This window comes from Vibrio sp. R10-SF1-ISO8, assembly GCF_059833805.1.
Map to the genome: position 1 here is coordinate 702,588 of NZ_JCBDHL010000021.1, position 25,728 is coordinate 728,315.

23 protein-coding genes are annotated in these 25,728 nt (G+C 45.0%); 14 read left to right on the plus strand and 9 right to left on the minus strand.

What is annotated here, in order from left to right; genetic code table 11:
* Positions 1-194: 194 nt before the first annotated feature.
* Together dsbB and nhaB are read right to left on the minus strand one after the other, a co-directional pair.
* Positions 195-713 (minus strand): disulfide bond formation protein DsbB, encoded by a 519-nt coding sequence (dsbB, locus tag AC6R00_RS21315; protein ID WP_500641833.1) that lies wholly within the window; start codon positions 711-713, stop codon positions 195-197.
* Between the two features lie 92 nt (positions 714-805).
* The gene (gene nhaB / locus AC6R00_RS21320; RefSeq protein ID WP_500641834.1) at positions 806-2,395 is read right to left on the minus strand and encodes a Na(+)/H(+) antiporter NhaB; all 1,590 of its coding nucleotides are present in this window, start codon (positions 2,393-2,395) and stop codon (positions 806-808) included.
* Positions 2,396-3,070: 675 nt separating this feature from the next.
* Between nhaB and fadR the strand changes: the two genes are divergently transcribed.
* Entirely contained in the window at positions 3,071-3,910 is an 840-nt protein-coding gene (fadR, locus tag AC6R00_RS21325) for a fatty acid metabolism transcriptional regulator FadR (protein ID WP_500641835.1), read from the plus strand.
* A 69-nt stretch (positions 3,911-3,979) separates the two neighbouring features.
* Here fadR and AC6R00_RS21330 read toward each other — a convergent pair whose 3' ends face one another.
* Positions 3,980-5,152: a DUF1887 family protein gene (locus AC6R00_RS21330; RefSeq protein ID WP_500641836.1), complete on the minus strand. Its 1,173-nt coding sequence runs from the start codon at positions 5,150-5,152 to the stop codon at positions 3,980-3,982.
* A 143-nt stretch (positions 5,153-5,295) separates the two neighbouring features.
* Positions 5,296-7,287, minus strand: a complete 1,992-nt coding sequence (locus AC6R00_RS21335; protein ID WP_500641837.1) for a methyl-accepting chemotaxis protein — start codon at positions 7,285-7,287, stop codon at positions 5,296-5,298.
* Positions 7,288-7,511: 224 nt separating this feature from the next.
* On the opposite strand from AC6R00_RS21335, the gene hinT reads away from it, so the two are divergent.
* The 7 genes from hinT (at position 7,512) to AC6R00_RS21370 (ending at position 13,601) form a co-directional block, all read left to right on the plus strand.
* Complete coding sequence (gene hinT / locus AC6R00_RS21340; protein WP_004746983.1) at positions 7,512-7,862, plus strand: purine nucleoside phosphoramidase; 351 nt, start codon at positions 7,512-7,514, stop codon at positions 7,860-7,862.
* Between the two features lie 109 nt (positions 7,863-7,971).
* The gene (locus AC6R00_RS21345; RefSeq protein WP_500641838.1) at positions 7,972-9,369 is read left to right on the plus strand and encodes a COG3014 family protein; all 1,398 of its coding nucleotides are present in this window, start codon (positions 7,972-7,974) and stop codon (positions 9,367-9,369) included.
* The gene (locus AC6R00_RS21350; protein ID WP_500641839.1) at positions 9,366-9,755 is read left to right on the plus strand and encodes a YcfL family putative periplasmic lipoprotein; all 390 of its coding nucleotides are present in this window, start codon (positions 9,366-9,368) and stop codon (positions 9,753-9,755) included. The genes AC6R00_RS21345 and AC6R00_RS21350 overlap by 4 nt, the downstream gene beginning before the upstream one ends.
* A gap of 39 nt (positions 9,756-9,794) precedes the next feature.
* Positions 9,795-10,385, plus strand: coding sequence for a penicillin-binding protein activator LpoB (lpoB, locus tag AC6R00_RS21355; protein WP_500641840.1), 591 nt, complete (start codon positions 9,795-9,797; stop codon positions 10,383-10,385).
* Positions 10,386-10,416: 31 nt separating this feature from the next.
* Entirely contained in the window at positions 10,417-11,271 is an 855-nt protein-coding gene (locus tag AC6R00_RS21360; RefSeq protein ID WP_500641841.1) for a phosphotransferase, read from the plus strand.
* 100 nt (positions 11,272-11,371) lie between these two features.
* A complete protein-coding gene (ycfP, locus tag AC6R00_RS21365) occupies positions 11,372-11,914 on the plus strand; it encodes an alpha/beta hydrolase YcfP (protein ID WP_500641842.1) in 543 nt (180 codons plus the stop codon).
* Between the two features lie 397 nt (positions 11,915-12,311).
* Positions 12,312-13,601, plus strand: a complete 1,290-nt coding sequence (locus AC6R00_RS21370; protein WP_500641843.1) for an NAD(P)/FAD-dependent oxidoreductase — start codon at positions 12,312-12,314, stop codon at positions 13,599-13,601.
* 57 nt (positions 13,602-13,658) lie between these two features.
* On the opposite strand, the gene AC6R00_RS21375 is transcribed toward AC6R00_RS21370, so the two are convergent.
* Genes AC6R00_RS21375 through AC6R00_RS21390 form a run of 4 tightly spaced genes read right to left on the minus strand, consistent with a single transcriptional unit; the run spans position 13,659 to position 19,085 of the window.
* On the minus strand, positions 13,659-14,198 hold the full coding sequence (locus AC6R00_RS21375; protein WP_500641844.1) for a GNAT family N-acetyltransferase: 540 nt from the start codon (positions 14,196-14,198) through the stop codon (positions 13,659-13,661).
* Positions 14,199-14,231: 33 nt separating this feature from the next.
* Entirely contained in the window at positions 14,232-15,002 is a 771-nt protein-coding gene (locus AC6R00_RS21380) for a peptidoglycan binding protein CsiV (protein WP_500641845.1), read from the minus strand.
* A gap of 46 nt (positions 15,003-15,048) precedes the next feature.
* Complete coding sequence (gene mfd, locus AC6R00_RS21385; RefSeq protein ID WP_500641846.1) at positions 15,049-18,510, minus strand: transcription-repair coupling factor; 3,462 nt, start codon at positions 18,508-18,510, stop codon at positions 15,049-15,051.
* 8 nt (positions 18,511-18,518) lie between these two features.
* The gene (locus AC6R00_RS21390; RefSeq protein WP_500641847.1) at positions 18,519-19,085 is read right to left on the minus strand and encodes a PilZ domain-containing protein; all 567 of its coding nucleotides are present in this window, start codon (positions 19,083-19,085) and stop codon (positions 18,519-18,521) included.
* A gap of 197 nt (positions 19,086-19,282) precedes the next feature.
* Between AC6R00_RS21390 and lolC the strand changes: the two genes are divergently transcribed.
* From lolC to AC6R00_RS21420, 6 genes are all read left to right on the plus strand, one after another.
* Positions 19,283-20,491: a lipoprotein-releasing ABC transporter permease subunit LolC gene (lolC, locus tag AC6R00_RS21395; protein ID WP_500641848.1), complete on the plus strand. Its 1,209-nt coding sequence runs from the start codon at positions 19,283-19,285 to the stop codon at positions 20,489-20,491.
* Positions 20,484-21,170, plus strand: a complete 687-nt coding sequence (gene lolD, locus AC6R00_RS21400; RefSeq protein WP_500641849.1) for a lipoprotein-releasing ABC transporter ATP-binding protein LolD — start codon at positions 20,484-20,486, stop codon at positions 21,168-21,170. Before lolC ends, lolD begins: the two co-directional genes overlap by 8 nt.
* Positions 21,171-22,415, plus strand: coding sequence for a lipoprotein-releasing ABC transporter permease subunit LolE (lolE, locus tag AC6R00_RS21405; protein ID WP_500641850.1), 1,245 nt, complete (start codon positions 21,171-21,173; stop codon positions 22,413-22,415).
* Positions 22,416-22,523: 108 nt separating this feature from the next.
* Positions 22,524-23,489 (plus strand): DUF2157 domain-containing protein, encoded by a 966-nt coding sequence (locus AC6R00_RS21410; RefSeq protein WP_500641851.1) that lies wholly within the window; start codon positions 22,524-22,526, stop codon positions 23,487-23,489.
* Positions 23,486-24,529: a DUF4401 domain-containing protein gene (locus tag AC6R00_RS21415; RefSeq protein ID WP_500641852.1), complete on the plus strand. Its 1,044-nt coding sequence runs from the start codon at positions 23,486-23,488 to the stop codon at positions 24,527-24,529. Before AC6R00_RS21410 ends, AC6R00_RS21415 begins: the two co-directional genes overlap by 4 nt.
* Before the next feature lie 4 nt (positions 24,530-24,533).
* Positions 24,534-25,031 (plus strand): GDYXXLXY domain-containing protein, encoded by a 498-nt coding sequence (locus tag AC6R00_RS21420; RefSeq protein ID WP_500641853.1) that lies wholly within the window; start codon positions 24,534-24,536, stop codon positions 25,029-25,031.
* Between the two features lie 146 nt (positions 25,032-25,177).
* On the opposite strand, the gene AC6R00_RS21425 is transcribed toward AC6R00_RS21420, so the two are convergent.
* On the minus strand, positions 25,178-25,708 hold the full coding sequence (locus AC6R00_RS21425; RefSeq protein WP_004747017.1) for a DUF2062 domain-containing protein: 531 nt from the start codon (positions 25,706-25,708) through the stop codon (positions 25,178-25,180).
* Between the last annotated feature and the right edge of the window lie 20 nt (positions 25,709-25,728).

A 25,728-nucleotide genomic window follows, 5' to 3' on the forward strand; every position in this document is an offset into this window, starting at 1 on the left:
TACTTTGGGAGTTCTCCAACTCGGTCGTCCCTTCGTCTTGAGGATGACGCTTGTTATTTATATTAAACAAAAAGGGTTGACACTTAGTGCCAACCCTCTCTAATTTCTCGCTTCTCGCTTCTCGCTTCTCGCTTCTCGCTTCTCGCTTCTCGCTTCTCGCTTCTCGCTTCTCGCTTCTCGCTTCTCGCTTCTCGCTACTTGCTCTTCACAAACTGCGCGACGACAAAAGGTACCAGTGCAATTAGGTATGCAGAGAAAATGACCACTAACCATTGTGGCATTGAAAGACCTAAGAACTGCCACACGACCTTACCGCAGTCACCAAATGCTTCAAATAGCCAAGGTGCCCACTGGTTCAGTGGTGCCCAGTCTGGGAAGTTGACGAACAAGTCACAAGTCTTAAAAGGTGAAGGGTTAAATTGGTAATCAACATGCTCTAGTGAAAGCATCAGGCCTTGATAAGCGCTTGCGCCCCAAGCGATAAAACCAAGCCAACGGAATGCTGGGTTATGTGGAGCAATTAAACCAATTAGTGCGGCTCCTCCAACACCAAACATAGCCACACGCTCATAAATACACATCACACAGGGTGAAAGCATCATGACATGCTGAAAAAACAGGGCACATGCTTCAAAGAAAATGATGGAAAGCAGTAGTAGCAACCAAGATAGTCGCCCTTGAGAAAATGTTTTTAGAGTGGAAAGAATGTTCACACAGATATCCTGTAATAAAAAAGCTCTGGGTAATCAGAGCTTTTTATCGTGTAAAAGTTTCGGTATCAACTAAAACTTTTTAATAATTTAGATTAGTGTCCGCTTGAGACGGCAGGAGTCAACTCTCCGACGTGCGCTGAAATCCAACCCGCGTCATAGAACCAAGCTGTCATCGGCTCGACAAAAAACACGATACCTGCAAGACCAACAAGAGCCAGTACGATGGTATAAGGCAGCGCCATTACTACCATACGACCGTAAGAAAGGCGGATAAGAGGTGCTAGTGCAGAGGTCAATAGGAATAGGAATGCCGCTTGACCGTTTGGTGTTGCAACTGAAGGTAGGTTAGTACCTGTGTTGATAGCAACCGCTAATAGATCGAACTGGTCACGAGTGATAACCCCTTCAATAAGAGCCGTTTTCACTTCGTTAATGTATACCGTTCCGACGAACACGTTATCTGAAACCATCGAAAGTATGCCATTAGCGACATAGAACAGCGCTAGCTGAGTGCCTTTGTCTTCTACGTGGAGTACGGCGTCTATAACAGGCTTAAATAGTTGCTGGTCGATGATAACGGCTACAACAGCAAAGAACACGGCAAGAAGCGCGGTAAATGGTAAGGCTTCTTCAAACGCTTTACCCATAGAGTGCTCTTCGATTACACCAGTAAAGGCAGTCGCTAAGATGATAACAGATAGGCCAATTAGACCGACTGCTGCAAGGTGAAGCGCTAGACCAACGATAAGCCATACTGCAATAAAGCCTTGAACCCATAGTTTAGCAACGTCTTGCTTGGTACGCGTTTTACGCTCTTCACGGTCGAAATCTACTAGGATTTGACGAACATTCTCAGGTAGGCGAGCACCGTAGCCAAAGACCTTTAGCTTCTCGACCAGTACACAGGTAATCAGGCCGCAGACAAATACGGGTGCAGTAACGGGTAGCATACGAATGATGAATTCACCGAATTGCCAACCTGCTTGGTCCGCAATGATGAGGTTTTGCGGTTCACCTACCATGGTCATTACGCCACCGAGTGCCGTACCGACACCCGCATGCATAAGTAGCGAGCGAAGGAATGCGCGGTAATTTTCTAAATCATCACGTGTGAGCTCAGACAAGTGATCATCTTGAGTGTGATCATGCGAGGCATGAGGGCCCTGACCAGAAGCAACTTTATGATAAATAGCATAGAAACCAACCGCCACGCTGATAACAACCGCAATGACAGTTAGTGCATCTAAGAAGGCTGAAAGGAAGGCAGCAGCAAAACAGAATGCAAGGGAAAGCATGCTTTTAGAGCGGATACCCAGAAGAATCTTGGTAAAGATGAATAGCAGCAACTGCTTCATGAAGTAGATGCCTGCAACCATAAAGACAAGCAGTAGCAGTACTTCGATGTTCGCCACAAGTTCATGTTTAACTTGTTCTGGGCTTGTCATGCCTATGGCGATAGCTTCGATGGCAAGTAAACCACCAGGCTGAAGAGGGTAACACTTAAGTGCCATTGCGAGGGTGAAGATAAACTCTGCGACTAGCAGCCAACCTGCAACGAAAGGATCGACAAAAAAGAAAACAATTGGGTTAATGACTAAAAATGAAATGATGGCAACTTTGTACCAATCTGGGGCCTTACCAAGAAAATTCTTAATAAATGCATTTCCGAGTGACATCGGCATGATTTAGATACTCTTAATGTTGTTATGAATAGACACTGCACGCGCTTGTATCCATTTAATCGGAAACTTGAGAATTTCTGACCAGTGGAAATTTACCCGTAGGTAGAAAACAAACCCGATTCAACAGTGACTTAGAAAAACAACATTCCGTTCACGATCATGTGGTCTTGCCAAGTCACTCCCTGAGAAAGACAAGCACTCCTTTACTTTGGTCGCCACTGTACTCTTCAACACAATTTAGTCAACGAGAAAATTGTGTTGAGTATTTTATTCGCTAACTTTTGTTTAAAAACGCGATCAAAGTTGCGTAAACATATCACGAGAGTTGTGAAAAACAATGGTTAATGCAAGCAAAACGACGAAAGCATAGAATAAGAAAGAATATGTAATTATATTGAATGGAAATGACAGTTTAATTATGTAATTTTACAAACTTAATTTTTGCGGCTGAAATGCCTAATGGTGGGCTCTGCGGGATGTTTTTTATTTGTTAAATATGAAAATTATCCTATTTCATAACCCAATATGTTTCAATAAAATCTGCATAGCGTTAGAGTTAATGCTCTATTGTGGTTTTGCCGCACGTTTACTGTGTGGTGGTTTCCGATATAGAAAAACTAGTGGTATGATGAGTTCTATTAGACCCATAAAAATACAAGTTTGGATAAGATATAAATGGTCATTAAGGCAAAGAGCCCAGCAGGATTCGCAGAGAAATACATTATTGAAAGTATTTGGAAAGGGCGATTCCCACCTGGTTCTATTTTACCAGCAGAACGCGAGCTCTCTGAACTAATTGGCGTAACGCGCACAACTCTACGAGAAGTACTCCAACGTTTAGCGCGTGATGGTTGGTTAACGATTCAACATGGTAAACCGACGCGTGTTAACCAGTTTATGGAAACGTCTGGTCTTCATATTCTGGATACGTTAATGACGTTGGACGCAGATAATGCGACTTCAATTGTTGAAGATTTGCTTGCAGCACGCACAAACATCAGTCCTATCTTTATGCGCTATGCGTTTAAAGCCAATAAGGAAAACTCTGAGAAAACCATTTCTAGTGTGATCAGCTCGTGTGAGGCTTTGGTCAATGCTGAGTCGTGGGATGTTTTCATGGAGTCGTCTCCTTACGCTGAAAAAATTCGTCAGCATGTTAAAGATGATGGTGAGAAAGATGAGTTAAAGCGCCAAGCCGTACTGGTTGCGAAAACATTCAACTTTTACGACTACATGCTTTTCCAACGTTTAGCGTTCCATTCAGGTAACCAAATCTATGGTTTGATCTTTAATGGTCTAAAGAAACTGTACGATCGTGTCGGTAGTTACTACTTTTCGAACCCACAGGCTCGTGACTTAGCCCTACAGTTCTACCGAGACTTACTTGAGGTGTGTGAAACCGGTAATCGTGACCAAATTCTAATTGTAGTGCGCCACTATGGCATGGAGAGTGCTCAGATTTGGAACCAGATGAAGACGACTCTGCCAACAAACTTTACTGAAGATGACAGTTAAATAGAGCTTGTCGCTTTCGTATTAAAAAAACCGCCAGTTGGCGGTTTTTTTATTGTTCAAAATCTGTTTTTAGCAGTCAGCACAGGCTTCATCTCGGCCGCCAGCTTCAGTGAACCAAGCCGCTAAGTGTGACTTAAGGTCTTTAAGCTCATCTGGGCCGATAAGTGCTAAACCTAAGTCTTCTGCTCGAGTGATATCGTTATGACGAAGAGGGCGGAAGCTAACCAGCATGGCACGAGCTTGCAAGCCACCGAGCAAATCACGAAGCGATTCAAGTTTATACAAGGTATCGTCACCATCATCACGCATTCCTTTCGTCTTACACTCGATGATGTGAAGTTTGTTGTTAACGACTGAAGCAACATCCAATTCGTTACGCACTTCGCGCTCCCCAAGTTGACGGTAAACTTGAACGTTAAGTGAGCGGTCTTGAATGGTCGGCATATCTTGTTGGATCTGACGAACTGTGCTGTGAACGAGAGTTTCGAGCCATTCTCCGTTAGAGAAACGGCGCGCGTCTTCGTTGGCAAAGGTCAATACGCCGCCATGATAGGTCGCGATTTCGGCTTCAACTAAGTCACTAAGCAGCATATTCAGCTCGCGATAACCTTGTTGTTTTTCCGATAGCTCGACATCAAGGCGCTGTTCTTTACGACAAGTTGTCGCAAGATAGTTGAGTGTGGCAAGGCCGGGGCCTAACTCTAATGCATTGCTTGCCCAACGCTCTCCGAGCTCATACAGTTTCTGATCAAGTTGAGGGGGTAATTCTTGGTCACTGAATTCACCGCGAGCTCCGAACACGGTAAGGTAGTCATCGATGGTGATTCTGTCCTGAACTTGAGTATCTTCTTTACCGTCAGGATAAAGCCAACATAGACGGTCACTGTTTGGTTCAACAACGAAAATAGGCCAGTGATAGGTGCGGAAAATCTCGTAGACCGATAGTAGGCGATGGCGAAGTCCACAGCTTGCATTCAGCTTGACTTCTTCACCTCTTGCTTTTAGGTCTTCTGCAAGAATTGAAACGGCTTGCTTAATCTTTGATGGATTCGCGACGTTAGGAATTTCAAAAAACTCCGAGGTGATGTTCCTTTTGCTCAACACGCTGTGTAGACGTAGATACATATCTTCCTGAGCAGGGACTCCAATGAAAACGATATGATCGCTTACGGTGCGATTATCAAGAAGTGGAGTGACCAAGCGAATCGGGTCTTGATCGATGATGCCAACATGAACAGCCATAGTTTTTCCTCATGTTTGGCTTGCGAGAGAGTGAAAGAAAAGTGGGCAAGCCTATAAACCATATAATGACATGGGAAATAAAAAACAAGGGCAGCTATGAAAAATAGCCGCCCAATCTCAATAAATTACATTGTTCTGACTTTCTAGAGCTTAAACCTATGGACCAACTCGCCTTGTTGGTTCGCCAGTGAGGAAAGGTTATCACTCGTCTGAGCTATTTGTGCCATGGCTTGATAGCTTGAGTCAGCAATAAGATTGATCTCTTCGATATTACGAGCAATATCGCCAGTCGTCTCACTCTGTTCAGCTGCCGCTTGAGAGATATGGCCGCTCATTTGGCTAATCTCCATGATAAGCCCTTGGATCTCTTCCATTGCACTATTGGCATTAGAAGCTTGCTCCACTGAAAGCTCCATATCATCCATACAGCTTTGAATCACCTTATTGGCTGATGTTGAGCTACTTTGAAGATTGCTGATCATATTTTCAATTTCCGAGGTAGACTCTGTTGTACGTTGAGCCAACACTCGAACTTCATCAGCGACCACCGCAAAGCCGCGGCCTTGTTCACCAGCACGAGCTGCTTCGATAGCTGCATTCAATGCCAACAGGTTGGTCTGTTCGGCAATGTTCCGAATAACATCTAGGATACTACCGATTTGGCTACTCATTGCTTGCAGGTCTTTAACCGCATCAACAGACTGGGTGAGGCGCGTTTCAAGTTGATTGATAGTCGTAATGTTGGTGCCCATGATATGGCGGCCAGATTCAGAAGCTTTTTCGACTTGCTCTACCATTTGTTGTGAGCTTTGAGCGCTTTGTGCGACCTCTTGAACAGAGTGCGCCATCTCGGTCATAGCGGTTGCAACATTTGCCGTCTGTTCACGTTGCTGGCTGAGCTGTGATTGCGCTTGAGATGAGGTTTGTTGGTTGGTTGTTGCTGTCTGAGTAAGATCATCGGACGCATCATTGAGCTTGACCAAAATACCATGAAGGTTATCGGCTAGAGAATTAATATGGTTGCTAACGCGGCTGAACTCATTGTTGTAGCGAATCTCGATACGCTTGGTCATATCGCCTTCAGTAAGTGACTCAAGAGTGCCAAGAATGCGAGTGAGTGGGTCGCGTACGCTATGTGCAATATGATATCCAATCGCGATAGCCATTAAGATAACGATCGCGCCAATTGCAATTGAGCGAACCACCCCCTGTTCGTATACATCACCGGCTTCTTGTAGCGACGCATTTAAGCCTTGTTTTGCGACTTCACTGAATGAGTCAAGTACGGCCATGGTCGCATCAACCTGCTGAGTCAGACTCGCGATATTGGCGTACAGGGCATCTTTAGCCAATAGGTAAGCACTGTGTTGGTCTAATACGCCTCCTTTCTTACCGACATCACGAGTAAACTGTTGAACTGATTCGTCAAACGCCTTTTTTATTTCCGGCATTTGCGTTGTTAATCCGCGGTAGGCGTAGTTAAGGTGGGTGACGGCTTTCTTATTCTTCGCTACCGCTTTAGTTACCAACTCTGTATCACTGCTTGCTAAAGCATCTGAAGTGGTGAGTTCAGCATCTTTTAGTTTGATAAAATAGCTTTTGGCCATCACTTTAACTGAAATGCTGCTTTGGTCATCAACATACTCTTTCATTCCGACACTTAATTCAGAATGCAGGCGTTGGAAGCGTCGAGTAGACTGTTGTACTTCCTCTTGCGCGGTAAACATCGCGCGATAATTGCCCATTGCTTGTTCCGCTTCAGCGAAGTAACTCAGTTCCATCTCTTTGAGTTGGAGAATTGACTGCTCTAGTTCAGCTTGGCCGACGCTTACTTGTTCTAAAGCTGATAGCTGTTGGTTATATGCTTCTTTCATTTGAGCGAATTGCTCTGAAAGTTGATCCATGCGCTCAAAGCTTTGAGTTGTCAAAAAGTCTTTAAAAAGTTTGTCGGCAGACAATAAAGCAACGCTGGTTTGGTTTGATTGTGAAACTAGTGGCAGCGAGGTGTTTGAGACACCTTCGAAGTTTTGGTGGATTTGTTGCATTCCTCGCATCATCATCAACGTCGTAACGATGAACATAATAATGATCAATGCAAACCCAGCGTACATGCGCCTAATCACTGAGCCCTTCATAGATCTCTCCCTGTAATTATAAAGTCTTAAAAAATTAACAAAAAGAAAGCCATTGTATTGATACCGAGACACACATTTTTTGACGCACAATACATATTTAGCTAGTGAGTAATAACGGATTGTCGAATAAGTGAACTGAACAGCGTTTTTTATTGTGATTTTGCGAAGCTTGACGCATACTCGTTTCAACTCAATCAACAACAAGTGTATCAATGGAGCCCTTCATGGCAGAAGAAACCATTTTCAGCAAGATTATTCGCAAAGAAATCCCAGCAGATGTTGTCTATCAAGACGATTTAGTTACCGCATTTAGAGACATCAATCCGCGTGCTCCAAGTCACATTTTGATCATCCCAAATAAACTTATTCCAACCGTAAATGACATCGAAGAAGAAGATGAATTAGTCATGGGTCGTATGTTTACTGTGGCGCGAAAACTAGCGAAAGAAGAAGGTATCGATGAGGATGGCTACCGTTTGATCATGAACTGCAACTCTCATGGTGGACAAGAGGTTTACCATATTCATATGCACTTAGTGGGTGGACGCCCGCTTGGCCCAATGCTAATGAGTTAAAAACTTTTGATATGAATGGAACTTTTTAAATAGTTTGATGTCGAACTTTAAATTTTTTAAAATACGAGACATGTCATCGTGTCAAATAGTACAAAAATCGGAGTAGAAAGTGCATAAACACATTCGACTCATGTTCGCCTTAGCAAGTAGTTTGGCTCTTTCCGCTTGTGCCAATTTATCTGTGGGCAATCTTTTCAGTCATTACAGTGCGCAAAATAGTGAGTTGCACCAAACAGTCAAGAACGGTCGCTATTACGAAGCCGAAGAGTTGTTACCTGAGGAGATAGCTGGGGACATTCTAGATAACATGGAAAAAGGCAGAGTTTATCTGCTAAACCAGCAATACCCTGAAAGTAAGGGCGCGTTTGAAGTCAGTGACCGAGCGGTCAGAGTGCAACAAGATCAAGCAACGATCTCTGTTTCAGAGACGGCAATGAGCTTAAGTGCGCTTGCAGTTAATGACAACTTAAAAACGTACCAACCTGCTGACTACGAACTGGGTTTTTTACATCTTTATTTAGGTCTTAACTATCTTCAAAAGAATGACCTTGAAGGTGCGATTATCGAGATGCGCCGTGCTAATCAAGTGCAAGAGCGCGCGCGTAAAGATAGAGAGAGTGAACTTGAATCGGCTCAAAACCAGATGCAAGCTCAAGGCGTATCGCCAAACCTTGGTAGTATTCTTGCTAACTACCCAGATGCCGGCAAAAAGCTGCAGGCAGTACAAAGTGGCTACTTGCTTTATTTGTCTGCACTGCTTTATGAGGCAGACAATGACTTAAACGGAGCCTATGTCGATTATCGTCGCGCGTTGGCCGTTATGCCAGACAATCAGCAGGTAATTGATGGGACTAAGCGTGTTGCTAAACGTTTAGGTATGCGTGAAGATCTAGCCAAACTCGAAAAGCGTTATGGTAAAGCCAGTTACCTAGATACGAATAAAGGTAGGGTAATTGTTATAGATGAGCGTGGCGTGGTAGACGCAATGAACGGGTGGACACAAACACTGCCGATCTCGCGAGGCAGTAACCGTGGCTTATATACCGTTGCTTTGCCTTATTACGAAAACGTACCTGCGGAAAAATTTAGCCCTGTAGTACTCAATGACAACAGCGTAAGCGAAAGTCTACTGACTGACGTAAATCTAATGGCAAAGCAAAATTTGACCGAGCGAATGCCATCTATCTTAATTCGCCAAGCACTACGAGTATGGGCTAAAGAGGAATTGCGTAGAGAGGCAACCAAAGATAATCCTGATGACTTAGGTAATGCGCTGTTTAACGTGTGGAACACACTAACTGAGCAACCTGATACTCGCAGTTGGATAACCTTACCTGGAGAAATCTACAGCGCGAGCTCCGTGGTTGAACCTGGGGAACAATCTGTACAGGTTGCTGGTCAAACTCATACCTTCAATGTTGAGTCTGGTCGTACAACGCTTGTTTGGCTTTCGCGCCAAGGTAACAACGCAACCATTTGGCATAAACAACTAGGAAATATACGATGAAAAAATGGCTTATTTCAATCGCAGCAGCGCTGACCTTAATGGGGTGTGCTAGCAATACGGCTGGGCTGCGCATCGATGGCGCCTCTCAAACGGTTCTGTTTGGGGACAACGTTCTGGCAGGGCGTGTGAGCATCGAAGATATTTCAACGATTGATGTAGATGGTCGCGCACGAGGCATAGTGCGTTTGGCAAATCAAACCAAAGGCGACCAACACATTCAATACCGTTTCTATTGGTATGACGATCAAGGGCTAGAAGTGAACAACAAGCTTAGCCCATGGCGACAAGCCATTCTTCGCGGAGCTGAAGAGGTTTCTATTTCAGAGATTTCGATCAATCCAAATGGGCGCCAATTCCGCGTTCAAATCCGTGAACTAGACAATTAATTTTAAGAAGTAACTCAAGGATATCCTAAGGAACCGACAATGAAAAAAAGTGTAATTGCATTACTTGGTTTGGCTGTAGTGCTTGGTGGCTGTTCTAACCAAGTAAGCTATGGTGACGCTCAAGCTGTGGAAACAACAACAATTGATTTTGGTTCAACAGACTTGCAAAAAATTGCCGGTGAAATGGTCGACAGCATGATGATGTCGGGCTCTGTAGCAGCTATCACTCGCGATTCACGCCCTATTGTTTTTGTTGAGCGTATCAAAAATAAAACTAGTGAACATATCGATACTGAATCTATTACCGATTCTATCAGCACTAAGATGCTGAATTCTGGTAAGTTCCGTTTTGTAGATATGGATCGCGTAGAAGCAGTACGTGAACAGCTAAACTTCCAGAATAATGATGAGCTAGTGAACCAAAGCACGGCAATTCAGTTTGGTAAGATGGTTGGCGCTCAGTACATGCTCTACGGTAACCTCTCAAGCATTAACAAGAACGCCGGTAGCGAGAAAGACGTATACTACAAAATGACGATGCGTCTGATGGATCTAGAGACTGGTCTAATTGAATGGGCAGATGAGACTGAGATCCGTAAGCAAGAATCAAAAAGCTTCTTAGGCCTATAAGCCAAGCTTTATGTAACAAAAGGAGTGTACTATGGCGCGAATGTCGTGGAGTGAAGCATGCCAACTCGATCGTTCATTATTGTCACTAGAACACTTCTTTTCTATTCCTCCTGACTATGCTCAAACGCTAACAGGGGGATTAACTAACCGTTGCTGGAAAGTGGTCACTTCAGACGGAAAGTCTTTTGTCTGGAGACCGACAACCAATATCACCAAAGCCTTCTCGATCTCTCGTTTTCAAGAGTATCAAATTCTCACTGCTATCGAATCTAGCGGTTTATCTCCGCAAGCCGTCCATATCAATGACCAAGGACTGTTAGTCACTTGGATCGAAGGCGAGTCTCTGACGCAGGGACTATCGTTTGATTCGCTACTCAAGACCATGATCTCCATTCATGATATGGACACGCAACGCATTCCTGTTGCGCCCTTTAATTTTACAGCGCGTGTCGATCACTACTGGATGTTGCTTGACGATGACCACAAAGTCGAGCCCTATGTGTCGATTTACAATCAGTGGCGTTCTGCTCCGAGCTTAGCGGATGTCGGCCAAACGTTATGTCACTTTGACTTAGCTGGCTACAACATGGTTAAAACTGATGCTGGAAATAAGGTCATTGATTGGGAATATGCTGCGATGGCGGACCCGCGACTAGATCTTACTCTCTCAATTGATGTCTGTAGCGAAAAGCCATTAGAGGCGGTATATCGTTATTGCCAGTTGAGAGGAGTAGACGGCGTTGATGATTGGGTAGAAGGTGTAATGGCGTGGCAACCTCGTGCGATGATGATGGCCATGCTTTGGTATCTGTTAGCCCATCAGCTCTGGGGAGATGAACAATATTTAACCCAAGCGCGTAAACTCCAAGAAACAATTTGCAGCTAAGATCACTGTTTGGTGGTTCGGCGTGTTTAAAGTTACTCAGTGAGCTTTTAAACCTTATATTTCGTGGTAGATTAAAATCACAAGGATCGAGGGATTTACAATGATTATCTATTTACACGGTTTTGATTCGACCAGTCCAGGCAACCATGAAAAAGTGCTTCAACTTCAGTTTATTGATGATGATGTACGTTTCATTAACTACAGTACTCTCCATCCAAAGCACGATATGCAACACTTGCTGAAGGAAGTGCATAAAGTGATCGAGCAGTCAGGTGATAGGAACCCTATAATTTGTGGTGTTGGTCTTGGCGGTTATTGGTCAGAGAGAATTGGCTTCTTATGCGGTATTAAACAGGTTATTTTTAATCCGAACTTGCACCCTGAATTAACTATGCAAGGACGTATCGACAGACCTGAAGAGTATGAAGATATCGCGACTAAGTGTGTTTCAGAGTTTAGAACCAAGAACAAAGAGAATTGTCTGGTGATTTTGTCGAAAGAAGATGAGATTCACGACAACAGTAAAACGGCATCAGAGCTAGAGAATTACTACGACATTATCTGGGACGAAACTCAGACTCACAAGTTCAAAAAAATCTCCCAACATCTGCAAACCATGAAAGCATTTAAAGAAGCAAACTAGTCGTTAGCTTTTTCGATTTCTAATCCCTAGGCGACAGAGTGCTCTCTGTCGCCTTTTTATTGTTCAATTAACTCTAATCCTTACAAAATTTAGTGGGATCACGCGATTCTTTAGTTGCGTGTCATGTTTTGCTCTATATAATGAACTCACTACAAATTTTTTGATAAATATCAAAAAAAATTGAGAGCGAGTAAAAAACTTGCCCATTAGTGAGCTACGTCAAACGTGTAGCATTGAGTGATTCGGCTCTTTTATCCAATAAGCGTGTCATATTTGTTGGCCCTCTATGTCTAGACCGTGTGCGAAGAGAAAGTCGCCCCTAGACCAAAAATACAGAATTCCATCGAGTCGATTTTCGGCTTGATTCAGTTTTATTTTATTTTTTGAGGAAGTTGCTGTGACACGAATTATCGTAGTAGGCGGCGGTGCAGGCGGACTAGAGCTTGTTACCAAACTAGGTCGTACACTTGGCCGTAAAGGTCGTGCTAAAGTCACTTTAGTCGACCGTAAGGCGAGCCACTTATGGAAACCCCTTCTGCATGAAGTGGCGACGGGCTCTCTTGATGAAGGTGTGGATGCACTTAGTTACCGCGCGCATGCCAAAAACCACCACTTTGATTTTCAAATGGGCAGCCTAGAAAATATCGATCGCGAGCGTAAAGTGATTAAACTGCGTGAGTTGAAAGATGACAACGATGAGCTGCTGATGCCTAGCCGCGAGCTTGAGTATGACATTCTAGTCATGGCTATTGGCTCTACTTCAAACGATTTCAATACTCCTGGCGTTCGCGACAATTGTATTTTCTTAGATAGCCCCGAGCAAGCACATCGCTTCCGTACTCAAATGAACAACGAGTTCCTTAAGCTACATGCTAAAAATGGTAATGGCACAGTGGATATTGCGATTGTTGGTGCGGGTGCAACGGGTGTAGAGCTGTCGGCAGAACTACACAATGCGGTAAAAGAGCTACGTACTTACGGTTTTGGTGACCTTGACTCAAGCAAGCTCAACGTGAACCTTATTGAAGCTGGCGAACGTATTTTGCCTGCGCTTCCACCACGCATTTCAGGCGCTGCTCATCAGGAGTTGACTAAGCTAGGGGTGAACGTCCGCACTGCGACTATGGTGACTCAAGCCGATGAAGATGGCTTAGTGACCAAAGATGGTGACAAGATTCCAGCTCAGATCATGGTTTGGGCTGCAGGTATTAAAGCACCTGACTTTATCAAAGACATTGCTGGCCTAGAAACCAATCGTATCAACCAACTTGTGGTCAAAGATACACTGCAAACTACGCGCGATGACGATATCTTCGTGATCGGCGATTTGGCTCAGTGTACTCAAGCGGATGGTTCTTTTGTCCCGCCGCGTGCTCAAGCTGCGCACCAGATGTCGAGCCGTGCTTTCGCTAACATCGTTGCTAAGCTTAATGGTCGTGATATGAAGCCTTACATCTACAAAGATAAAGGCTCTTTGGTGTCACTAAGTCGCTTCTCAACTGTGGGTAGCTTAATGGGCAACTTGACCAAAGGTTCTATGATGGTCGAAGGGCGTATTGCACGTGTTGTTTATATCTCTTTGTACCGCTTGCACCAGATGGCTTTACATGGCGTGTTCAAGACAGGTTTAATCATCCTAATGGGACGTATTAACCGAGTTCTACGACCGAATCTTAAACTTCATTAATTAATGAACAAATACTAAAAAGAGCGCTTCAGCGCTCTTTTTTTGGTTTGGGCTAGATTAATCAGGAATGACTGAGTATATAAGGCCTGTTTTAGGTTTACCGTTGAAGATAAAGCGATTGCGCGCTTTGGCTTCCAACAGACCACCACAAGACTCTATCAGCTTTTGGCTAGGCAGGTTATCTGGGTCGCAGACCACTTCTATTCGCGTTAATTTAAGTTGGGCGAAGCAAAACTCGATTAAAGCATTGACCGCTTTTACACCGAGTCCCTGACCTTGATGTTGATCGGCAATCCAATAGCCAATACTTGCCATGTTAAAGGTATGGTAGAGCTCATTAATCGCAACCATTCCGACTAACTCGTCGCTTGTACGGCAAAATACGCCAAACCCATAGGCTTCAGATTTTACCCAGTTTAAGCGTGTTGCTATGACAAAGCGCTCGGCGTCATCTAAAGAGAAATCGGCATTGCACCAATCAATCCAGCGGTGAAGGCTAGGCGAGTTAATCACACAGCCTCGTAGAGATTCACTTTCTTCACTGGTGATTAGCCTCAAGACTAAATGTTGGGTGACGATTTGATAATCTGGACTCATAAACAAAAAGCCCTCGTTGGAGGGCTTACTCGATTATTGATTGACGCGACGCACTTGAATGATGACACCCATTAGAGGGTGATCGAGGAAGTGTGTTTCCGTACTGCGCATACGGCGCTTCTGGTCAAATCGATAACTCTTCAAGAACTCAACTTTGTGAACAGTGGGAGTGACATCTTCCATCAAACCGACCTGAACAACCTGATTGTCAGTGGCAGGTTCTGCCGTCAACATTTCTGGCTGATGTTCTTGCAGAGTCACTTCTTTCACACTAGGTGATTTAAGATCGAGCTCTACATCAGCATACAAGTAGTGCTCTACATAGATTTGCAGTTTTCCATCAAGTTGATACAAAGGCTTTGGAATACTCTCTTCGGTAATACCCTCTAGGACTTGGCTTTGACTTTCTTCGATCATAGAGCCATCAGGATTAAACTTGCCTGAATAATCTCGACCTGCTTGCACGTGGAAGATAGGCGCACCGAAACGACCTTGATCTCCTTGGCGCCAAGCTTTGTGCATTAACACTTTAAAACCCGCATGCTGATTCAGCTTTTTAACTTCGCTATTAAGGGCATACTCGGAAGCGGGTAGCATTTGGACACCTTTCTTTGCGCGGTAACTTGCGTCACTAAAAGAGCCAGCTCTCTCAAGGTTAACTTTCGCGACGTCTGTAGGCCAAGATTCAGCAGTTTGCTCGGCATCCACGGCACGTTTAAAAATGATCACTTCGATATCGAATTGACGCTGCGCCATAGAAGGCATTGCAACAAGCATGAGCAGCAGCGGGATCAGTTTCTTCATTACAACTCCATAGTGAGGTGCGAGGCACCTCCATTTGATTTTGGCTTTACGCTTTTGGCAATAAATTTTGCTGGAATTCACCCAACATGTCACTAACAAACTGGATGCGCTTACGTCTATCCACTAATGGTATCGTAAACTTGAACTTAGTGGGTCCATCCATTGCGAATTTTTGTGGCTGAGATTGCAATAGTTTAACCAAATACATAGGGTTAATGTCAGCATCTGGATAGAATTCGATAAAGCCACCTTTGTCGTGAGCTTCAATCTTCTTCACTTTCAGCGCCGCTGCTTGCAGTTTCAACTTCGCTACTGAGAGCAGGTTCTTAGTAGCATCAGGCAATAAACCAAAACGGTCTATCAGCTCAATCTTAAGTTCACCTAACTCATCTTCACTGGTCACACTAGCAATTTGCTTGTACATCGAGAGCCTAGTGTTGATGTCGGGGATGTAATCATCCGGCAGTAGGGCAGGCAAGCGCATTTCGACTTCAGTTTGTTCTCGAAGCAGTTCGTCGAGTGATGGCTCTTTGCCTTCTTTCAGCGCTTCAACTGCTTGCTCTAGCATCTCCATATACAGAGTAAAGCCAACCGACTGAATTTGACCGCTTTGCTCGTCACCAAGCAGTTCACCGGCACCACGAATTTCCAAATCGTGGGTTGCTAAGGTAAAGCCCGCACCGAGATCTTCCAATGAAGCAATGGCATCAAGACGTTTAACGGCGTCTTTGGTCATAGCTTTTGGATGTGGCGTCATTAAGTAAGCGTATGCTTGGTGATGCGAACGACCGACACGACCACGCAACTGGTGAAGCTGAGCCAAACCAAGATTATCTGCTCTATCCATAATAATGGTGTTGGCTGTTGGTACATCGATCCCCGTTTCAATGATGGTGGTACACACTAGCAGGTTAAAACGCTGGTGGTAAAAGTCATTCATAATGCGTTCGAGTTCTCTCTCGCGCATTTGGCCGTGTGCGACAGTCACGCGCGCTTCAGGAATCAACTTCTCCAGATCGGCAGCGACTTTTTCTATGGTCTCAACTTGGTTATGTAAGAAGTAAACCTGACCACCACGCATAATCTCACGTAGCACAGCCTCTCGCACTACTGCGTCATCGCTCTGTCTGACAAAGGTTTTGATGGCGAGACGTCTCGCTGGTGGCGTGGCGATAATTGAAAGATCACGCATGCCACTCATGGCCATATTTAGGGTACGAGGAATCGGTGTTGCAGTAAGGGTTAAGATATCGACATCGGCACGCATCGCTTTCATCTTTTCTTTCTGGCGTACACCAAAGCGATGTTCTTCATCAACGATCAGCAGACCAAGATCTTTGAACTTAATGTCGTTTGATAGAAGCTTGTGGGTTCCGACCACTAGGTCCACTTTACCTTCTTCAATATCTTGCAATACCTGCTTCTGCTCTTTGGCTGTTTTGAAGCGCGACAAGACTTCGACTCGAATTGGTAAGTTAGCAAAACGGTCGCGGAAGTTCTCAAAGTGCTGCTGGGCAAGTAGGGTCGTTGGTACAAGGACGGCAACTTGCTTACTATTGTCGGTAGCAACGAATGCCGCACGCATTGCAACTTCTGTTTTACCAAAGCCAACATCACCACACACCAAGCGATCCATCGCTTTAGCCTGACACATGTCAGACATGACGGCGTTGATCGCCATGGATTGGTCATCGGTCTCTTCAAAGGGGAAGCCCGCTTTGAAGGTCGCGTATTGGCCGCGGTCTAACTCAAACTTGTAACCCGGCTTAAGTTCACGTTTAGCATAGACATCTAAAAGTTCAGCCGCGACATCACGCACCTTCTCAGCGGCTTTACGTCTTGCTTTAGCCCAAGCTTCACCGCCAAGCTTATGCAGTGGCGCGCTTTCTTCTGCACCGCCAGAATAACGGCTGATCAGGTTGAGAGATGCAACGGGCACGTAGAGTTTGGCATCATTCTGGTACTCAAGCGTTACGTACTCTGTCGTCATACCGCCAGCTTCTAGGGTTTGCAGTCCTATGTATCTACCGATACCGTGGTCGATATGCACTACTGGCTGTCCCGGCTGTAATTCCGCTAGGTTACGAATGACAGCATCGCTATTGGTGGTTTTGCGGTCTTTGCGTCGGCGCTGAATAACGCGGTCACCGAGTAAATCACTTTCACAGATGAGTGCAACTTGCTCGTCACCAAATACGAAACCATGCTCAGCGGCACCAAGGATCAGACTGAACTTGTTACCACTACTCAGTGCTTGTTGTAAGTCGCCGCTTTCTTGCGGTTTTAACTTAATGCGCTGGAGCAATTCTAGCAAAGCCTCACGGCGACCTTCTGACTCAACCGAGAAGACTATCTGACCGGTAAAGGTTTCGCTAAATTGACGCAGAGCGGCCATTGGTTCTTTGTTTTGGTGCTGTACCGCAAGCTCTGGCAAGGGAGAGATATTAGGATTGCAGCGACCCTGTTTTTCACTGACTGGCTCAACATACAGCTGAACTTGAGGTAACTGTTTAAACTGGCTAAACAGCTCATCTTTCTTTAGCCATAGCTCTTCAGGTGGCAGCAGTGGGCGCAGCGGATCGACTTTGCGTTGATCGTAGCGATAGTCAACGTCATCTAAGAAGGTGTCTATTGCGGGCTCTAATTGACCAACCGTTAACAGTTGCGTGTTTTCTGGGATGTAATCAAACAAAGTCTCCGTTTGTTCAAAAAACAGTGGCTGCCAGTATTCAATACCTGCTGGCCAAGTCCCTTTAGAGACTTGCATGTAAACGGATTCAGGTTCACGGCGCGCCTCGAAACGCTGACGCCAGCGAATACGGAAGTCTTCAATTGCGCTCTCGGAAGTCGGAAATTCATGCGCTGGAAGTAAACGTATCTCTTGTTTATCTTCGATTGAACGCTGATTCTCAGGATCAAAAGTACGTATCGTATCTATTTCATCATCAAAGAAGTCGATACGAAATGGATCGTTTGAGCCCATAGGGAAGAGATCTAAAATAGAGCCTCTGCTCGCATATTCACCTGGGCCAAACACTTGGTCGACGTGGCGATAACCCGACTTTTCAAGTTGAATGCGCAGCTTTTCTAGTGAGAACAGATCACCGATTTTCACCATCAGCGTATGCTGCATTAAATAGTCGCGCGGGGACTGGCGTTGCAGCAGCGTGTTCACCGGAACGATAGTGATTCCGCTCGATTGCGTTGGTAGCTGATAGAGCCGAGAAATTCGGTCTGAAATAATCTCCTGATGGGGAGAAAAGCTATCGTATGGCAAGGTTTCCCAGTCAGGGAACAAGGCGACCTCTTGAGTGGCGAACTGTTCTAGCTCTTGTTGTAGTTTTAACGCGGTTTGCGGATCAGGAACGGCGAGCAGAGTGTGAGAGTCGTGCTGTTGTGAGAGTTCAGCAATGGCAAGGGCTAAACTTGCCCCTTGAAGGTTACCAATCTGCTTTTTGTCTCCGGCGCGATCTGAGCACGCCAGATTAAGTAATGATGTGTTAGACATAGTTCTGTTTATTTGTCGCGATTAAGTGAGCGCTGACGAAGGAGCTTTTGTTGTTGGAATAGAGCGGCTTTGATAAGGAGATCTTCATCGAGATCACGCAGTAAATCGTATTTCACGGTGACGAGATGAGTGTCCTCGGTCACTTCTACTTGCGATATGTGTCCGTAGCAATAGATTGCTGCGGCAGGGTGCTCTAAGAATAATTTTACACGAACTTTGGTATCAAGACTTATCGCCGCATCTGAAATGTAGGTAAACTGACTGGCGCCAAACGAGTGAGTTTTATGACGCATAGATGGGTCATCTTGCTGAGATAGCATAAAGGTCAACAGCAGGTTGAGCTTTGAATTTTGCGTATCTAGCAGTTGAATCACATGCTTAAAGTCACTATTTTTCAATTCATTACGCGCGCTGTCATTCAATAAATCAAGATTGCTAAACTCGCTAGCAACAATGAAAGGTGCTGGGATTTCCCCTTCAAACTTTTCATAACTTGGGAAACCCACGCCCTCAGCCAAAGCTTCGACATTGACTGTCATTGTGTGGTTGACGGTAAAGAATTCTTGATCGGCCATGCTTGATTCCTTTTACTTGATAACTTTGATTATCGTTATAGCTGACAAGTAATCAAGCTATCCCTTTGTTTATTACATATTTTAACCACTAATTGGCAATTAAACACTACACGCCAGGGGATTTAATCGGTAGAGTAAGCACCATTACCAGAGTCAACAGACCCTGAGGTCATCAAACCCTAACATTGGTTTCTACTATGTTTCATCCAGTCTCAACCTTCATCGGTTTGCGCTACTTACGAGGTCGCTCCGGTGATAGGTTTAGCCGCTTTGTCTCTTATATGTCAACGGCGGGCATTACGATCGGTGTAATGTCGCTTGTGACTGTGCTTTCCGTTATGAATGGATTTGAAGCGCAGCTTAAAGGGCGAATTCTTGGCGTTCTTCCTCAAGCCATAGTTTCTCAAATAGACGGTAAAACGGCGAAAACAGAACGTGCTCCTGAATTTATCGCGCAACTTTCTTCTGCTGGGCATCCAGAGCCAATCGTGCAGAGTGAAGCCGTTATCCAAAGCCCAAGTCAACTTAACGCCGGCTTACTGATTGGTATTAAGCCTTCAGAGCATGACCCTATTGAGCGTCATTTAATTGCGGGTCACTTATCTGACTTACAAGCGGGTGAGTACCAGTTGTTTATTGGTCATTCGCTCGCTCGTTCAATGGACGTCTCGGTCGGTGATAAAGTCCGCTTGATGGTCACCAGTGCGAGTCAGTTTACGCCACTAGGTCGAATCCCAAGCCAGCGTTTATTTACTGTGGCGGGTATCTACAATACAGGCTCAGATGTTGATAAACAGCTGATGATCACGCATATCTCAGACGCTGGAAAATTGATGCGTTTGAAGCCGGACACCATGACAGGGTGGCGCTTGTTCTTTAATGACCCATTTGTGGTTGGCGAACTAAGCCAAAATCCACTGCCTGACGGTTGGCAATGGCAAGATTGGCGCGATCAAAGAGGCGAGCTTTTCCAAGCGGTAAGAATGGAAAAGAACATGATGGGCTTAATGCTCGGTCTCATCGTGGGCATTGCAGCGTTCAATATCATTTCTGCGCTAATTATGGTGGTGATGGAGAAACAATCTGAAGTCGCGATCTTAAAAACTCAAGGTATGACCGACAAGCAAATTCTTTCGATCTTCATTGTTCAAGGCGCAAGTAGTGGCGTAATAGGGGCCATCATCGGTGGTGGATTGGGTGTCTTGCTAGCCAATAATATTAACTCGTTACTTGAAAGTGCGGGTATCGCTCTATTCGCGGTGGGTGGTGAGCTGCCAATATTAATCAACCCTGCTCAAATTTTTGTTGTTGTGGTATTGGCTATTGCGCTAAGCCTTGTCGCGACTTTGTTCCCTTCATACCGCGCATCATCAGTAAAACCAGCCGAGGCTTTAAGATATGAGTAGTCTTCTTCAATGTCACAACGTGTGCAAAACTTATCATGAGGGTGCATTTGATACTCAAGTTCTTAAAGGTGTGAGCTTTGATATCGAGAAGGGCGAGCTAGCCTCGATTATTGGTACCTCAGGTTCTGGTAAAAGTACGCTGCTGCATATCTTGGGTGCTCTGGATGATGCGACCGAAGGCCATGTCGAGTTTTTAGGCCAAGATTTATCGAAACTGAGTTCGAACCGTCAAGCTAAGCTGCGCAATCAGCACCTAGGCTTCGTCTACCAGTTTCACCACCTCCTGTCAGATTTCAGCGCGATAGAAAACGTTGCAATGCCTTTGCTTATTGGTGGCGTCAAAGTGAATCAAGCCAAGTCGGCAGCGAAAGCATTGCTAGATAAAGTAGGTTTGAGTCACCGAATTGAGCACCGACCAGCAGAGCTTTCAGGTGGTGAGCGTCAACGTGTGGCGATTGCGCGAGCATTGGTGAATAATCCCTCTCTAGTCTTGGCTGATGAGCCGACTGGTAACTTGGACCATAAGACGGCATTAGCGATCTATGATCTGGTGCGCGAGCTAAATCAAGAGTCTGATACTGCATTTTTGGTTGTTACTCATGATGGCGAATTAGCGGCGAAAATGGATCGTCAGCTACATATGCAAGACGGTTTGCTACTCAACATTGAGGGGGCGTAAGTGTTTTCATCCCTGTCTCTGTTTATTGGCGGGCGATTTAGCCGCGCCAAACAACGAAATAAAATGGTTTCGTTCATTTCAATGTCTTCAACCATAGGCATTGCCGTCGGTGTGGCGATGATCATCATTGGACTGTCTGCGATGAACGGTTTCGAGCGTGAGCTTAATAATCGCGTCTTGTCGGTTATCTCTCACGGTGAGTTTGAAGGTGTGAGAGGGCCACTGATTGAGTGGCAAAACGTGGTATCCCAGAGTGAGAAACATCCAAAGATTGAAGCGGCGGCTCCCTATGTGAAGTTTACTGCTCTTGCTGAGAAAGGCGCGCAGCTTAAAGCCCTTGAAGTACGAGGTATCGATTCGAAACTTGAAAGCAAGGTTTCTAACTTAAGTGATTTTATTGACTCTGAGGTATGGGACGGTTTTCAAGCCGGCCAACAGCAAGTCATTCTTGGTAAAGGTATAGCGGAACTACTCAAGGTTAAAAAAGGCGACTTTTTAACTTTGATGATCCCTACCTCTGGTGCCACGACAAAAGTTCAGGCGCCAAAGCGTGTGCGCGTAAAAGTTGCAGGCTTACTCACGTTAAATGGCCAGATTGACCATAACTTGGCGCTTGTACCGCTTCAAGATGCGCAGAATTACGCAAAAATGGGCCAAGGTGTGAGTGGTGTCTCCGTGCGTGTGACCGAAGTACTTAATGCGACTCAAATTATTCGTGAAGTAGGCAACACACTGGATGTCTATGTTTACTTGCGTAGCTGGCAGCAGAAATACGGCTTTCTTTACCGTGATATCCAACTGGTTAGAACCATTATGTACTTGGTGATGGTTTTGGTGATTGGAGTTGCAAGCTTCAATATCGTATCAACTCTAATGATGGCGGTAAAAGATCGTGCCGCTGAGATTGCGATTTTGCGCACGATGGGCGCGACAGATGGACTGGTCAAACGGATATTTGTTTGGCAAGGGGTCTTTTCTGGCGTGCTCGGAAGCGTTGCAGGCAGTGTGTTTGGCGTTTTGATAGCGTTAAATCTTACCCCTATGATTAGCGCGTTAGAAAATCTCATTGGACATAAATTTTTGTCTGGTGATATTTATTTTGTTGATTTCCTTCCATCTCAAGTCAATCCTAGTGATGTCATTGTTGTCTCTTTGACTGCTATCACTCTGAGCCTTTTTGCCACTTGGTATCCCGCTTCTAGAGCCAGTAAGTTGAACCCAGCTGCTGTGTTAAGCTCTAAGTGATGATGAGGCAAATTCGTTTGCCTCAAATCTGATGTTTACTCAGCCATATAGTGCCTCTGAGTATTTGGTTGAGGAGACAATGCCAATAGAGCAAAAGGAATCAAATCAATGAGAAAAGAGTTTGTTGATCTTGTTGAGCGTGGAATCGTTACTTCCGACACTATAGAACGAGCGAAGGAGCTAGCTGAAATAAAGCCTGCTCCCCAAGCTTGGGTTCACTTTTTTAATCAATTGTTTGTTTGGCTGGGTAGCCTAGCTTTCAGTCTGTCTTTGATTTTCTTTTTCGCCTACAACTGGGCCGATCTAAGTCGATTCGCCAAGTTTGCTATTGTCGAAACTTGCTTAACAGTATCTGTTGTCGTCTATATCAAAGCTGAACAACACAAGCTGGTTGCCAATGCAGCAATGATTACTTCGTGTCTATTAGTGGGTGCCTTGCTGGCTTTATTTGGCCAAACTTATCAAACAGGTGCCGATACTTGGCAGCTTTTCGCCAGCTGGTTGGTGATTATTACACCTTGGGTTGTGGTCGCACGGTTTATCCCTGCGTGGGTACTGTGGCTTACTTTAAGTAATATCTCGATCGCTCTCTACCTCAATACCTTTTCAGCTAATCACTTTTTGCTGTTCAGCTTCTCAGATAGTGATTCGTGGGCGCTGTTTTTGTTAAACACGAGCGCCTTGTGCGTGTGGCAATTTTTGAGCGCGTCACATGCGTGGATGCAGAGAAAGTGGATGCTGCATCTACTAGGTACAACATCTGGCATCATTATTACCTATATCGTTTGGTCTTCTTTACTTGACTCAAGCAGCGATATTGCTATGCCGATGTTAGTTTGGGGCGCTTCGCTTGCTAGCGTCTACTATTTTTATCGTAGGCGTAACTTAGACCTATTTATGCTCGCTGGTGGATGCTTGTCCCTGGTTTTGGTTACGGTCACTTTTGTCGCACAAAGAATGCGAGGAATTGATGACCTGGCTTATTTCTTAATTCTCACTGTGGTTGTGATTGGGTCTGGGCTAATCGCTGCGGTTTGGCTCAAAAATGTTCAACGTGAGGAGCGACGACCATGAGTAAGCAGTTAAAAAAACAGCTGATTGATCAGGGTGTCGTATCTGAAAGTATGTTTAATGAGACCCCCAGTGGTTTTGCTTGGCCTATCAAGCTATTACTGGCGATCTCTGGCTGGCTAGGCGGACTCTGTTTACTAGGCATCTTCTTCGGCGTGTTTACTCTATTTTTCCAAAGCGCAGTGGCTTCCGCGGTAGTGGCTTTGATCATGTTAGTCGCCGCTCAGCGAATACTTTCAGCACGCAATAATGAGTTTTTAGAGCACCTTGCTCTCGCGTTAAGCTTTTCGGCGCAAGTTCTGTATGGTTGGGCCTTGCTGCCACTTGAGCATATACAAGTTATTTTGCTTTCGTTCGCAATTCTGCAAGCTGTACTTATGATTATCATGCCAAGTATGACTCATCGAGTATGGTCTACCCTAAGCTGCTGTGCGGCTATGTCTGGGGTACTGATTTCATGTGGGCTGCCGAGTCTATTAACCAGTGTTTTACTGCTGCCAATGGTTTGGTTGTCACTGAATGAATTTCGCTTTCCAGCATCCTATCGATTCGTATCGGGCATAAAGTACGGCTTGGTGGTATCGATCGTTGTATTACTGTGTGTTCAGGTTTTTAGAACTGAAGTTGAGAGTATGTTGGTTTCAAACTCTAACGCCACTTTTACTTTGCCTTATTGGGTGGCGCCTATCACCTATATGTTGAGCATCTGTATCTCGGCAGGGTACTTGCTTCACTATCACCAAATTCGGCTCCGCTCTAAGGTGGCTAAACTCGCAGTCATCTTCACTATTCTCTTGGCTGTTTTAACCAGTATGGCTCCCGGGGTAGGAGTAAGTTTGATCATACTCGTCACTGCTTTCGCACAAAGCAACCGGATGATGATGGGGCTAGGGGCGACAGCCTTGCTCGTGTATAGCTCAACATACTATTACATGATGGAAACGACGTTACTGTTTAAATCTGGAGTACTGATGTCGGTCGCCTTGATAATGTTAGTTAGCTACTTAGTGTTCAACAAAGTGCTAAATCAAGCAAAGGGGTAGTCGTATGCGAAGAACTATCTATATCGTTACGCTTGTTTTAGCGTTAATCGCCGTCAATTGGTCCATTTATCAAAAAGAGCAGCTTTTGGAGAATGGGCAGATTGTTCTGCTCAAGCTAGCCCCAGTAGATCCTCGTTCTTTGATGCAGGGTGACTACATGACACTCAATTTTGAGCTAGGCGAAGATGTCATCCGCGAATTAGCCGACAAGGGAATGAGAGACAGGTACAGTGCGGCGGTTGATGGCTTTGTGAACATCGAACTCGATAGCAATCGTGTCGCTCAATTTGTGTCGACTTCGATAGAGCGTTCGCCTAGTTCTGAAATCGCGTTGCAGTTTAGACTGAGGTCGGGGCAAGTTAAATTCGTCACCAACGCGTATTTCTTTCAAGAAGGGAAAGCTGACGAGTTAAATGCTGCTCAATATGGGGAGTTTAGAGTCGCAGAGAATGGGGAGTTAATACTCTCAGCCCTACGCGATGCTGAGTTTAATCCGTTATAAAACAATTCATTGTCACCAATAAAAAGGGAAAAGCTAAGGCTTTTCCCTTTCTGGTTTAATTCTAGTGGTTAACCTCACATATCACACTCTCGTTTCATAACTTTTCAAGCAGATATTAACTAAGCCGAAAGTGTGCGTGCTGGTGTTTACTTCTTGAGTAGGTTGCCTATTCTGATTTTTCTTTGTTGCCAACTTCGTACTACAGAATAACGCCACAGAGCCCTAATTCCAAAATACCCGATCATTGCTGACAAAACGCCACAGATTAGGCAACCGAGTAGGAATGGAGGGCCTATAGTACTCATTTGATGCAGAATGAACTCCCAAGAAAGCTCAAAGTGGAAGTGCTGAGGAGGTACATGCATTGCCCAAGCGCCAACTTTGTAGGCAAAGTAAAACAGCACGGGCATGGTGACAGGGTTGCTCACCCAAACAAGTGCAACAGAGAGTGGCAGGTTAACACCACAGGCAATAGCGAGGCCCGCGGCCATAATCATCTGGCTTGGAAGTGGAACGAAAGCCATAAATAAACCGACGGCGAATGCACCAGACGCGGAGCGACGGTTAAGGCACCATAGGTTTGGGTTATACAGCACATTGCCAAAAATCTTTAGTGCCTTTTGACGTTTAATTACTTCGTGGTCAGGCATAAAGCGCTTAATAAATTTTCTTGGCATAGGGAAATGACTCTCTACTT